This window comes from Gordonia marina, assembly GCF_052036135.1.
Lineage (GTDB): Bacteria > Actinomycetota > Actinomycetes > Mycobacteriales > Mycobacteriaceae > Gordonia.
On sequence record NZ_JBPSDN010000002.1, the window covers coordinates 127,936 to 140,035 of the forward strand.

10 protein-coding genes are annotated in these 12,100 nt (G+C 70.6%); 3 read left to right on the forward strand and 7 right to left on the reverse strand.

The window, feature by feature from the left end; translation table 11 throughout:
• The first annotated feature begins 58 nt into the window (after window positions 1-58).
• A complete protein-coding gene (locus ACSEEN_RS01620) occupies window positions 59-1,480 on the forward strand; it encodes a carboxylesterase/lipase family protein (RefSeq protein ID WP_440712100.1) in 1,422 nt (473 codons plus the stop codon).
• Window positions 1,481-1,490: 10 nt separating this feature from the next.
• On the opposite strand, the gene ACSEEN_RS01625 is transcribed toward ACSEEN_RS01620, so the two are convergent.
• The 4 genes from ACSEEN_RS01625 to ACSEEN_RS01640 form a co-directional block, all read right to left on the reverse strand.
• The gene (locus ACSEEN_RS01625; RefSeq protein ID WP_440712101.1) at window positions 1,491-3,176 is read right to left on the reverse strand and encodes an alpha/beta hydrolase; all 1,686 of its coding nucleotides are present in this window, start codon (window positions 3,174-3,176) and stop codon (window positions 1,491-1,493) included.
• Window positions 3,173-3,457 carry a hypothetical protein gene (locus ACSEEN_RS01630; protein ID WP_247866530.1) on the reverse strand — a complete coding sequence of 95 codons (285 nt, stop codon included), beginning with the start codon at window positions 3,455-3,457 and terminating at the stop codon, window positions 3,173-3,175. Before ACSEEN_RS01630 ends, ACSEEN_RS01625 begins: the two co-directional genes overlap by 4 nt.
• Window positions 3,458-3,610: 153 nt before the next feature.
• Window positions 3,611-5,095, reverse strand: a complete 1,485-nt coding sequence (locus ACSEEN_RS01635; RefSeq protein ID WP_440712102.1) for a 4Fe-4S binding protein — start codon at window positions 5,093-5,095, stop codon at window positions 3,611-3,613.
• 55 nt (window positions 5,096-5,150) lie between these two features.
• Complete coding sequence (locus ACSEEN_RS01640; protein WP_247866532.1) at window positions 5,151-6,164, reverse strand: AurF N-oxygenase family protein; 1,014 nt, start codon at window positions 6,162-6,164, stop codon at window positions 5,151-5,153.
• A gap of 151 nt (window positions 6,165-6,315) precedes the next feature.
• Between ACSEEN_RS01640 and ACSEEN_RS01645 the strand changes: the two genes are divergently transcribed.
• On the forward strand, window positions 6,316-8,004 hold the full coding sequence (locus ACSEEN_RS01645; protein ID WP_440712103.1) for a cation:proton antiporter: 1,689 nt from the start codon (window positions 6,316-6,318) through the stop codon (window positions 8,002-8,004).
• Here ACSEEN_RS01645 and ACSEEN_RS01650 read toward each other — a convergent pair.
• Complete coding sequence (locus ACSEEN_RS01650) at window positions 7,994-9,178, reverse strand: MFS transporter (RefSeq protein ID WP_440712152.1); 1,185 nt, start codon at window positions 9,176-9,178, stop codon at window positions 7,994-7,996. The two genes, ACSEEN_RS01645 and ACSEEN_RS01650, sit on opposite strands and share 11 nt — an antisense overlap.
• A complete protein-coding gene (locus tag ACSEEN_RS01655; protein WP_440712104.1) occupies window positions 9,175-10,044 on the reverse strand; it encodes a universal stress protein in 870 nt (289 codons plus the stop codon). Before ACSEEN_RS01655 ends, ACSEEN_RS01650 begins: the two co-directional genes overlap by 4 nt.
• Before the next feature lie 142 nt (window positions 10,045-10,186).
• Between ACSEEN_RS01655 and ACSEEN_RS01660 the strand changes: the two genes are divergently transcribed.
• The gene (locus ACSEEN_RS01660; protein WP_440712105.1) at window positions 10,187-10,540 is read left to right on the forward strand and encodes a hypothetical protein; all 354 of its coding nucleotides are present in this window, start codon (window positions 10,187-10,189) and stop codon (window positions 10,538-10,540) included.
• 19 nt (window positions 10,541-10,559) lie between these two features.
• On the opposite strand, the gene ACSEEN_RS01665 is transcribed toward ACSEEN_RS01660, so the two are convergent.
• Window positions 10,560-12,089, reverse strand: a complete 1,530-nt coding sequence (locus ACSEEN_RS01665; protein ID WP_440712153.1) for a dolichyl-phosphate-mannose--protein mannosyltransferase — start codon at window positions 12,087-12,089, stop codon at window positions 10,560-10,562.
• Window positions 12,090-12,100 lie beyond the last annotated feature (11 nt).

A 12,100-nucleotide genomic window follows, 5' to 3' on the forward strand; every position in this document is an offset into this window, starting at 1 on the left:
CCGGGTAACTGAAGACTCTCGCCCCAGTATCGCGGATCGACGCGTAGGGTCCGAAATCGTGAGCCTCGACCAGAATGCCTCCGATACCCGGCCCGTCGTCACCGTGATCGCGGGCGAGGTCCGCGGAACCACCGCCGGCGGCATCAGTGCCTTCCTCGGGATCCCGTACGCCGCACCGCCGACGGGCCGGGCGGCCTTCGAGCCGCCGGCCCCCGTCGAGCCGTGGACGGGAGTCCGCGATGCGACGTCGTACGGCCCGACCGCGCCGCAAGTCGGCTATCCGGAACTGATCGCCGCGATCCTCGACAACGTCATCGAACTCGGTGACGACTACCTCAACCTGAACGTCTGGACGCCGGACCCGAATGCCGACGGGCTGCCGGTGATGGTGTGGATTCACGGCGGGGCGTTCGCGCGCGGCTCCAATCGCCTTCCGATGTACTCCGGCGACACCTTCGCCCGAGACGGCGTGGTCGCGGTCGGTATCAACTACCGGCTCGGTGTTCCCGGCTTCGGGTCGGTCGACGGGGCTCCGGAGAATCGCGGTCTGCTCGACCAGATCGCCGCGCTGACCTGGGTGCGCGAGAACATCGCCGCCTTCGGCGGCGACCCCGCGCGGGTGACGATCTTCGGGGAGTCGGCGGGCGCGATGAGCGTCGCGTCACTTCTCTCCTCGCCACTGGCCGAGGGGCTGTTCCAGCAGGCGGTGATGGAGAGCGGCGGCGGGCACATCGCCGCCGACCCCGCCGACGCGCGCCGGGTGACGGCGCGGATCGCCGAGATCGCCGGGGTCCCGGCCGACGTCGACGGCCTCGCCTCGCTGCCGGTGGAGGCGCTGCTCTCCGCGCAGACGCAGGCGGCGCTCGAGCTGACACTGAACCCGGACCCGGCGATCTGGGGCCGCACCGTCGTCGACCAGGGCATGGGCATCATGGGGGTGTTCCCGGTGCTCGACGGTGCGGTGCTGCCGGACGTCCCGGTGGCCTCGATCGCCGCGGGCGCCGGGCGCGGTGTGCCGCTGCTGGCCGGCTGGAACGCCGACGAGTTCCGCTTCTTCCTGGTTCCGACGGGGGTGGCCGCGATGGCGACCCCGGAGCTGGCCCGCGGCATGCTGCTGCGCTCGAACATGGACACCGCCGACCTGGATGCCCGACTGGCCGCGGGGGAGTCGGCCGGCGACGCGCTGTGCGCGGCGCTGACCGCGGTCGCGTTCGCGCTGCCGACGCGGGCGATCGCCGAGCTGCGGGCCGACTCGGCGACGTACCTGTTCGAGTTCGACTCCCCGAGCCCGGTCGCCGACATCCGCGCCGGCCACGCGGTGGAGATCCCGTTCGTCTTCGACCACCTCGCCGACGCGGAGCGGCTCGCCGGACCGGAGCCGGATCAGCGGGTCGCCGACGACATGCACGGCGCCTGGGTCCGCTTCGCCGTCACCGGCGATCCCGGCTGGCCCGCCGGTGAGATCCACCGATTCGCCTGACTCAGCGCCGTCAGTGCGCGAGGAGTCCGGCCAGGGCGCCGGCGAACGCGGTGATCGGCATCCCCGCCGTGCCGAAGGGAGCCTCCCCGGTGCGTTCGGAGCCGGGGATGTCCGGCCCACGATCGACGTAGGGGGTCGGCGTCTCGCCGCGGAGGATCGTCACCAGGTTCCCGAACGCGGTCGAATCGGGATCTTCGAGGTACGCCGAGTGCGCGTCCATCCCCGCGACCAGCGCGCCGGGATGCTTGCCGTGCGGACCGTAGAACCCGGTGTCCAGGCGCTGCACGCCGGGCACCGAGTCCGGATCGCCGCCGTGCACGGCGCCGCCGTACCGCTGCGCCACGTGGATCGGATCGCCGGGCGGGGTCATCGAATAGCGGTGGACGTCCGGGTTCGGGTCGTGCCACGGCGTGTGGGCGACGCCGATGCCCGCGGAGGAGGCGAAGACGACGTTGTCGGCGCGCAGACCGTACTGCTCGGCGGTGCCGAGCACCGAACCGCCGTACGAGTGGCCGATGTAGGTGGTCGGCGCACCGGGTGCCTGCGCGGCGATCTCGGCGTCGAGGGCGCGGCCGAAGCCGACCAGCGAGGCGCCCATCGTCGCGGCCGGTCCCGGGTCGACCGCGGTGCCGGTGACGCCCAGCGGGTCGCCCAGAGTGCTGTGCCCGCCCTCCGGGGCGATCCGCTGCGGCAGGTCGCCGTCGCAGTAGACGAAGACCGGGGCGCCCGAGCGGGCGGCCAGTTCGGCCGCCTTGCTCCGTGACTTGTCGCTGTTCCCGAGGTGGGAGCCGGTCCCCGGGATCAGCACTCCGACGCCGGGCACCCCGGGATGCAGCTCGCCGACCTGCTCGATGTAGCGGCCGTTGCCCGCGAGAGAGAAGGCGATGAACGTGCGGGGGACGAGTTCTCCGTCGCGGCCCCGCACCGGACGGAGGAGATCGGCGAGTTCACGGGCGCGGGATCCGCCGCCGCGGCCCTCCGCGTATTCCACGGCCAGCGCCACGCGGATGTTCACGTTGTTGGCCCGGGCCCGGTCGGCGAACGGGATGCCGTCGAGGTTGCCGAGTGTTTCCGGTCGCGTCGCGAGCAGGACGTCGATCTCCTCCGGCCAGAGCGACTCCCAGTACGCGCGACGCGCTTGCGGCGGCATGCGTTTGAGTGCCTCGATGGCGCCGACCGGCATGTCCCAGCCGCCGCCCGGGGCGGCGATCAGCCGGCCGTGTCCGGTGAGCTGCCCGGCCCGCTCCGTCAGGCCGCGGCCGATCTCCGCGTCCAGGTCGCCGATCCTGTGCAGCAGCGGCGTGATGCGGCCCGCCAGATACGACGCGTCCGCGCTCCGCTCGGCCGCGGTGTGCGTCACCCGGCCGTCGTCGGTCACGGTGAAGCCCGCGGCCTCGGCGGCGCCGACCAGCTTCAGCAGTTCCGAGCGCATCGGGATGAGTTCGCCGCTCGCGCGCCTGCCGTCCGCGGCGACGGCCTCGAGGGCGGTCACCAGGCGCTTGCCGCGGGCCGCCTGAATCTCGATCGCACGTCCGGCGGCATCGTGGGTGGCGCCGATCCAGTCGCCGCCGCCGGACATGGCCGACTGCGCGCGTCCGGTGCCGCCGAAGATCGACTCGGCGCCGCGGTCGACGGTGCCGGTGGCCGGTTCCAGTTGCTCCAGCGGCCAGGCCCGTACCGCGCTGAGGCTGATCACGACCCGCCGCCGATGATCGCCGCGGCGGCGGCCGCGTCCGACTCCTGGGTGAGCGCGTTGAAGCGGCCGACCGCGCGGCCGAGGGCCGCCAGCTCGTCACCGAGGCGTCCGGACGTCTGCTCGGCGGCCTCGGCGCACCGCAGCAGCCCGTCGAGCGTGGCGCACCCGAACGCCGGCGCGAGACCGGGCGTGAACCGCAGCCCGGTGAGGGTCTGCCCCTCGTGCTGCCAGGTGTCGGCGATGGTGTGCAGATGCTCCGGTGTGATCCCGAACTCGCTCATGAGAACCCCCGTGGTCGATGCGATGTCCTCCCATTGACGCGCATCGCGCCTCCGCGTGGGTGGCGCTGTCCACAGGCCGGACGAGTCCGCCCGGGCTGTCCACAGCCCGGGCGGTCGATCTCGGTGTTCTCTTGTGTTCGGTGTGCCTCTGCGCTATACGCCGACCGGAGCCGGGGACAGCAGGCCCGCTTCGGCGTCGGCGAGCAGCTTCGCGACCGTCTCGGTGGAGTCGGTCTTGTTGGTGCCGATGAAGCCGTTCGGTCCGCGTTTGATCCAGCCGGTCACGTACAGACCGGGCACCGGATGCTGATCGGCGACCACCCGGCCGGCGACGTTGGCGACGGTGCCGCGCGCGTCGTCGAACGGCAGGCCCGGGACGGGGCGGCCGCGGTAGCCGATCGCGGTGAAGACGAGCCCGGCGTCGAGGTCGGCGAACTCGCTGTCGGTCGTCGTCCGGCGGAAGCGGACGCCCTCGGCGCGATCGGTGCCCAGAACCCGCTCGGGGGTGAGGCCGAACGCCAGCCGCAGGTACGGTTCTTCCGGCTTCGGGCCGGCCGCGATCTCGCGCAGGAGCACGATCTTCTCGGCGGTCTCGATGTCGTGCACCGCGTCGTCGTCGACGTGTTCCAGGTCGGCGGGGTCGACCCAGACGCGGGCCGGTCCGTCGGCCAGGCCGATCAGCTCGGGCAGCGTGAACGCCGCGTGCTCGGGGCCGCGGCGAGCCACCACGACCACCTCGCGGAGCTGCGAATCACGCAGCGCCGCAAGGGCATCGAGAGATATCTCGGTGACCGCGAGTCGATTGGTGTCCGCGGTGAGGATACGGGCGACATCCAGGGCGACGTTGCCGTTGCCGATGATGACCGCGCGCTCGGTGTCCAGTCGCGGGCCGGCCGTGACGAAGTCGGGGTGGCCGTTGTACCAGCCGACGACCGAGGTCGCGCTCTGCACGCCGGGCAGGTCGACGCCGGTGATCTCCAGCGGCCGGTCGGTCGGCGCGCCGCCGGCCCAGAGCACGGCGTGGTTCTGCTCGCGCAGTTCGTCGAGCGTGATGTCGCGGCCGATCTCCACGTTCAGCAGGATCCGCAGGCGCGGGTTCTGCGCGATCGTGTTGAACAGGTTCACCACGCTGCGGGTCGCCGGATGGTCGGGCGCGACGCCGAAGCGGGCCAGACCGAAGGGCTCGGTCAGCCGCTCGTACATCGTGATGTGGACCTGCCGGTGCTTGAGCAGCTCGTCGGCGGCGTACATGGCCGACGGCCCGGAGCCGACGATCGCGACCCGGAGCGGGTCGGGGGTGCCGTGCAGCGATCTCGGCTTCTCGATCGGCGCGAGCGGCTTGCGCCACAGCGCGCTGACCGGGAACCGGACGGCGTCCGGCGACGGATCGCGGTAGTGGTCCGCGTTCACCGAGGCGAAACGCTTCTGCGTCTCCGGGATCCGGTGGCCGGGGGAGATCGCGCCGACCGGGCAGGCGGTGACGCAGGCGCCGCAATCGACGCAGGTGTCCGGATCGATGTAGAGCATCTCGGCGGTGCCGAAATCGGGTTCGTCCGGGGTCGGATGGATGCAGTTGACCGGGCAGGCGTAAACGCACGAGGCGTCGCCGCAACATGCCTGGGTGACGACGTGGGGCATGGAGTCACTCAGTTCGTGATCGGAGACGCCTCGAGGCGTCTTGCGGTGCTTCGGCTCAGTGCGCGTCGTACGCGGGCTCGCTGCGGTAGCGCGAGGCGCGACCGTAGATGCCCAGGGCCTTCCAGACCCGTCGCGAGACCGGGTTCATCAGGCCGCACTGCTCGGCGAGCATGCGGACGTCGCCGAAGACGTCGATCAGGAAGCGCTCGGAGTCCTCCGACTTCCAGAACATCTCCTTCCAGACGTCGTCCGGGATGTCGAACGTGCGCGGGAAAGCGGCCGGGGGCTTCGCGATGGCGCTGCACAGGATGCGCATGACGAGCGGCATGGTGACCGACAGGGCGAGCCGAGTCGGCTTGCTGCGGCGGGGGATGGTCTCACGCAGGTGGTGGTGGGCGAACGAGATGTGCCGGGCCTCCTCGGCCACGTGCAGCTCCATCACGGCGGCCATCACCGGGTGCACGTTGGCGCCGGCCCGCAGGAAGTCCTTCTGCAGGTGGTCGATCGGCTCCTCGCCAGCCAGCACACCGAAGAAGAACACCGACGGGAAGATGGTGGAGAACAGCGGGATGATCGGATCGATCGTCCGCAGGAAGCGCGGCATGCCGGGCACGTCCATGCCCACCCGGTTCACCATCTCCTGGAACATCAGGGTGTGGTTGCACTCTTCCTTGGACTCGTGCGTCACGTAGCGGAAGCGCTTGTCGCCGTTCTGCAGCTTCGAGGCGTACTGCAGCAGGCCGCGAATCAGGATCGACTCGAACTGCAGGCCGACCTTGGCGACGTTCGACTGCCGCCACATGCCCATCTCGATCTGCTTCTCGATCGGCTGGGCCTTGTACCAGGGGTGCTTGCCGACCGGGTCGACCTCGGGATCGAGGATCCAGCGTTCGTCGTTCGGGATGATCGCCATCTCCGGGGCGTCCCACGCGATGTGCACGTAGGGATCGAAATTCCGGTGCACCGAGGCGGCGGAGAGGTCCTCGACGATCTGGTTGTAGTCGGCGTCGGTCCCGGCCTTGTCGGCGGGCGGCTCGTACGCGATCGGTCGCGGCTGTGTGCTGGTCATGTCGGTCCCTTCGGCGGTCCGGACAAGTCATGCCCGGCAGCGAGAACGTGTTCTGAATCAACGGTGACAGGCCGGGTAGTTCTTGTCAACGAGCGATGTCATGATCTGATCTGATCTGCGGGAAGAAAGAGGCGTCCGCCACAATGGGGCGGTGGACCCGATAGAGATCGCTGTCGTCGCGGTGCTGTGCGTCTTCGCGATCGCCGCCGCCAACACGCTCGCCCCCAAGCTGCGGATCGCAGCGCCGCTGCTCCTCGTCGCGGTGGGTGTGGCGGTGAGCTTTCTGCCCGCGATGCCGGAATTCGACGTGGATCCGGAGATCATCCTGGTCGGCGTGCTGCCGCCGCTGCTCTTCGCCGCCGCGCGAGCCATGCCGGTGATGGACTTCCGCCGCGACTTCCAGGCCATCGGAGCGTTGTCGATCGTGTTGGTGGTGGTGTCGGCGCTGGTGCTCGGCCTGTTCTTCGAGGCGATCCTGCCGAACATCGACTACGCCTTCGGCGTCGCGCTCGGTGCCATCGTGAGTCCGACCGATGCGGTCGCCACCGCGACCATCAAACGACTCGGCGCGCCGAACCGGATCGTCACCGTGCTGTCCGGGGAGAGTCTGTTCAACGATGCGAGCGCCCTGGTGGTGCTGCGCGCGGCCATCGCGGCGACGGCGGGCGGCATCTCGTTCGGCGGCGTGGTGCTCAACTTCCTGTGGTCGCTGATCGCGGCGGTGGCCGTCGGCGTGGCGATCGGCTTGATCAGCGGCCGGTTGCGGGCCCGGATCCGGAACACCGCGGTGGCGACGGCGGTGTCGTTCACGCTGCCCTACATCGCCTACATCCCGGCCGAGCTGATCGGGGCGTCCGGGCTGGTGGCGGCGGTGGCGGCGGGTCTGGTGTCCGGCCTGTCCGCGGTGAAGTACCTGACCGCCGCGCACCGGCAGTCCGATGTGCAGAACTGGCGGACCGTCGAGGTGCTTCTCGAGGGCTGGCTGTTCCTGATGATGGGCCTGGAGCTGTGGACCCTGGTGGTCGAGGTGAGTCACGAACACGAGAGCTGGCTGCACGCGCTGTGGCCGGCCGCGGTGGCGCTGGTGATGATCCTGGCGCTGCGCTGGGTGTTCGTGGTGCCGATGGTCTGGCTGCTGGAACGACGGTCCCGGCGCATCATCGCGCACGAACAGACGCTCGCCGCCATGAAGGACTCGCTCGACCCGCTCGAGGACGCCGACACCCGCGGCCGCCGGTATCACTCGATCATCGACCGGCGGCTGGCCGACATCGACTACTACCGCACCGAATCGATGGGGGTGCGGGAGGGCACCGTGGTCGTGTGGGGCGGTCTGCGCGGTGTGGTGACGCTCGCCGCGGCGCAGACGCTGCCGGCCGACACCCCGTACCGGGCGCTGCTGATCCTGGTCGCCTTCTTCGTCGCCGCGCTGTCGCTGACCATCCAGGGCGGCCTGATGGGGCCGGTGCTGCGCGCCCTGAAGCTACCTGACCAGTCCGCGCTGGTGCGCGCGGAGAAGAAGCGGCTGCGCGGGGAGATGATCGAGGTCGGACGGGAGGTCCTGTCCGATCCGGCCGTGGTCGGCGAGGACTCGCTGATCGCCCAGCAGGTGGAGCTGCTGAACGAGCTGGAGAACCCCGAGGACGAGGACCACGACGACGCGCAGGTGCTGGAGCGCCGGATCGCGACCGCGAAGGAACTGCGGCGGATCCGCCGCCGGATGGTCGCCGCCCAGCGCCGGCGGCTGCTGGAGTTGCGCAACCGCGGCGCCTACAGCTCTGCGGTGCTGACCGCGGAACTCGCCCAGCTCGACGCCGCCGAGCTGAGCATCAGCGGCTGAGCGTCTCCCGGGCCGCGAGCCACATCGCCAGCGCGACCGCGCACACCAGACCGGTCAGCACGAAAGCGGGGCCGAAACCCCAGGCGGTGGCGACCGCGCCGGTCACCATCGGCCCGGTGACCGCGCCCAGATCGGACGACATGCCGTACGCGGCGAGCGCCGAACCGCCGCGCTGGTGGATGCCGAGGACGTCGCCCAGCGCGGCCTGATGGGTCGGCGCGAACAGTCCCGAACCGAGGCCGCCGACGGTGGTGAGGGCCAGCGCCACGGCGAGGTTCGGGGAGTAGCCGAGGGCCGCGGTCGATGCCGCCGCGATGGCGAGACCGGGGATCAGGACGGGGCGTCGCCCGAAGCGATCGGAGAGCCGGCCCGCGGTGAGAATGGCGATCATGTTCCCGCCGGCGTAGAACGCCAGGATGACGCCGGCCCAGGCATCCGAGGAACCGAGGCCCTGGGTCACGAAGAGGGGGACCAGGGCGATGCGCACACCCATCGAGGCCCAGCCCTGGGCGAAGTTGGAGGCGAGGATCGCGCGGTATGCGTCGTCGCGGCACGCCCGGCCGAAGGTGACCGTCTCGACCGGGGCGGTGGCGGTCGCCGGCGTCTGATCCACCCCGTGCGCGGGCACCGGCGGCATCATGGTGGCGACACCGATCGCCGCGATCACCAGGGCCACCGCGTAGACGACGAACGGAAGTTGCAGTCCATAGCCGACGAGCGCCGCGCCGATCAGCGGTCCGGTGAGGTTGCCGATCAGGAAGCCCGCCGAGAAGTACCCGGAGGCGCGTCCGCGGATCTGCGGCGGGGCCAGCCGGATCAGCAGCGCCATCGCCGACACGGAGAACATCGTCGACCCGATGCCGCCGGCGGCGCGGAAGACGAGCAGCTGCCAGTAGCTCGCCGCGAAGGCGCACGCGAGGGTGGACGCGGCGACGATCGCCAGACCGGTCAGATAGATCCGGCGTTCGCCGAGCACGGTCACCAGCCGCCCCGTCGCGGGGGCGAACAGCAACCGCATCACGGCGAACGCCGAGACCACCGCGGTGACCGCCGTCAGGGACACCCCGAAGGTGTCCGCGAACAGCGGCAGCGCAGGGGCGATCAGTCCATAGCCGAGGGCGATGACGACATTGGCCGCCAGCAGGACCCAGAGGCCGCGTGGAAGGTGTTTCAGTGGTGGCGCACGATCATCACCGGCACCTGGGCGTTGTGCAGCACCTTCTGGCTGCGCGAACCCAGGAGCAGGCCGGTGAAGCCGCCGCGGCCGCGGCTGCCCATGACGATCAGCGACGCGGAATCGCCGGCCGCGTCGAGGATGGCCTTGCCGGGCTCCTCGGGGATCACCACGCGCTTGACCGGGACATCCGGGTAGTCCTCGGTGTAGCCGGCCATGCGCTCGGAGACGGCCTCGATGGCCTGCTCGCTCATCTCCTGGATCTCCTCGGCGCTCAGTCCGAAGCCGTGCAGGGCGTCGGCGTCGAGCGGGGTCCAGGTGTGCACGGCGATCAGCTCGGCCTTGCGCAGGTCGGCCTGGCGGTAGGCCTCGGCGACGGCCGGGTCGCTGATCTTCGAGTCGTCGACGCCGACCACGACGGGGCCGTCGCTCAGCTTGGCCTCGGTCGGCACGATCACGACCTTGGACTTGGCGTGCGCGGCGACGCTGGTGCTCACCGAGCCGAGGAACAGACCCTTCAGCCCGCCCAGGCCGCGGCTGCCGAGCACCACCATCTCGGCGCTCTCGGAGAAGTCGATCATCACGTGCGCGGCGTCGCCCTCGGCGATGGAGCCGTGGATGGTGATGCCGGGCGCCGCTTCCTCGGCGACCTTGGCGGCATCCTGCACGTACTTGCTGACCTCACCGCGGATCGCGTCGATCACGTCCTGCGGGATCACCAGCCCGGGAGCGTAGTCGCTCGTGGTGGTCGTGTAGGCCGAGACGATTTTGAGGTCGGCGCCCTCCAGCGCGGCGGTCTGTGCCGCCCAGCGCACCGCGTTGACCGCTTCGGCCGAACCGTCTACACCGACAAGAATCACGCTCATCGTGAGTTCCACATCCTCGATTACCCGCGGCCCGGACACCTCCGGTGTGCATCCGTCAGAAGCCTTGACCTCATTCTGTCCCAAGCGCAGCGCGGATGCACGGACGGAAGGACTTTCTGCTCTACGCGTATTCTGCGTAGGTGTGAACACGCAGGATCGCCCGGCCGTGCCCCAGCAACAGCCCGGAGACGACGACCTGGAACCCCGGCTGCCGCGCGGCGAATTGCGCGAGATGGCGGTTTCGGTGATCGTGACGCTCGGTCTCGCCGCGGCGATCGCGGTCACCGGTGCCGCGTCATCCGGTGTGCCGGCGACGGTCCTGCTGCTGGCCGCCCCGGCCGTCGTCCTGATCGGTGCGCTGGTGACCGGCTCCCGGGCCTACGGGTGGTGGCGCGCCGGCGGTCACTGGCAGATCTGGCAGGGCGGAATGTGGTTGCTGCTGGTGATCTTCCTGATCTGGGCGATGACCAGCATCGGCATCGTGCTCGCGGAGTAGTCCCGCGGCCGGGGGCCGGTCAGGTCCAGCTCGGCAGCCAGAGTTCGGAGTTCCAGAAGTCGTTGGAGACCGGCGCCCCCGTCAGGATCGGCCAGAGGAAGGCGAAGTTCGCCACCACCAGCGCCACATAGACCGAGACGGCGAGGATCGCGAGTACCCGGGTCTGCGAATATCTGCCCTTCGACGCGCTCGCCAGCACGTCGCTGCAGCACAGCGCCAGCCCCATCACCAGGAACGGGGCGAAGGCCGTCGCGTAGAAGTAGTACATCTGCCGGTCGATGGACGCGAACCACGGCAGCATCCCGGCGCCGTACGCGGTGAGCACGGCGGCGTACCGCCAGTCGCGGCGGCCGATCATCCGCCACAGCCCCCAGACGAGCATCGGGATCGAGAGCCACCACAGGGCAGGGGTGCCGACCAGCATCTGGGCGCGGATGCAGTCGCTGCCACCGCACTGATCGGGGCCGTACGAGATGGCGTACAGCATCGGACGCAGGCCCATCGGCCAGGTCCACGGCTTGGATTCCCACGGATGATGATTGCCCGCCGCGTTGGTCAGGCCCTCGTGGAACTGCAGGATGCCGCTCTCGTAGTACCAGAACGACCGGAGGGCGGCCGGCACCCAGGAGAACGGTCCGCCGGTGCCGACCTCGGTGCCCACCACGTAGCGGTACACCGAGCTCTCCGAGCGGAACCACGCGGCGAAGGTCGCGAGGTAGATCGCCACGGGCAGCGCCGCCAGCGAGGCCAGGCCCGCCGGGACGTCGCGCAGCAGCGTGCCCTTCCACGGTTTCGGCACGTGGTACGCCTTGCGCGCGGCGACGTCGAACCCGAGGGACAGGGCCGCGAAGAAGACGATGCCCGACCACTTGGTGCCGAGCGCCAGCCCGAGCATCACTCCGGCGGTGAAGCGGTACCAGCGGAAGCCCAGTCGCGGGCCGAGCGGGCTGTCGCCGATCCGGCCTTCGACGTACGCGCGGTGCAGCCGGGCCCGGACCTGGTCGCGGTCGGCGATCAGGCACGCGAAGGCCAGCACCAGCCAGAGGGCCTGGAAGATGTCGAGCATGCCCATGCGGGACTGCACGAACAGCACGCCGTCGCAGATCGCGAACAGGCCGGCGAGCGCGCCGATCAGCGTCGAGCGGCTCAGCCGGCGCGTCGTCAGATAGACCGCCAGGACGATGATCACCCCGGAGACGGCGGCGGCGAACCGCCAGCCTACCGGGCCGTAGCCGAACATCGCCTCACCGGCGGCGATCATCCATTTGCCGACCGGCGGGTGCACCGCCAGGCCGTACGCCGGATTGTCCTCGATCCAGCCGCCGCCGGTCAGCACCTGCCAGCCCTGCGGGACGTAGTGCTTCTCGTCGAACACCGGGGTGCCCTGGTCGGTCGGATCGCTCAGGTCCCAGAACCGGGTGATCACCGCGAGGATCGTGATGACGGCGCCGACGATGGTGCCGCGCAGCCGATCGGTGGCGCCGAAGACCGGTTCGGGGATCTCCGGGCCGGGTGCCGTGCCGAGGTCTTCGACGCGCGCCCGGGGCAGGACGGTGGCGC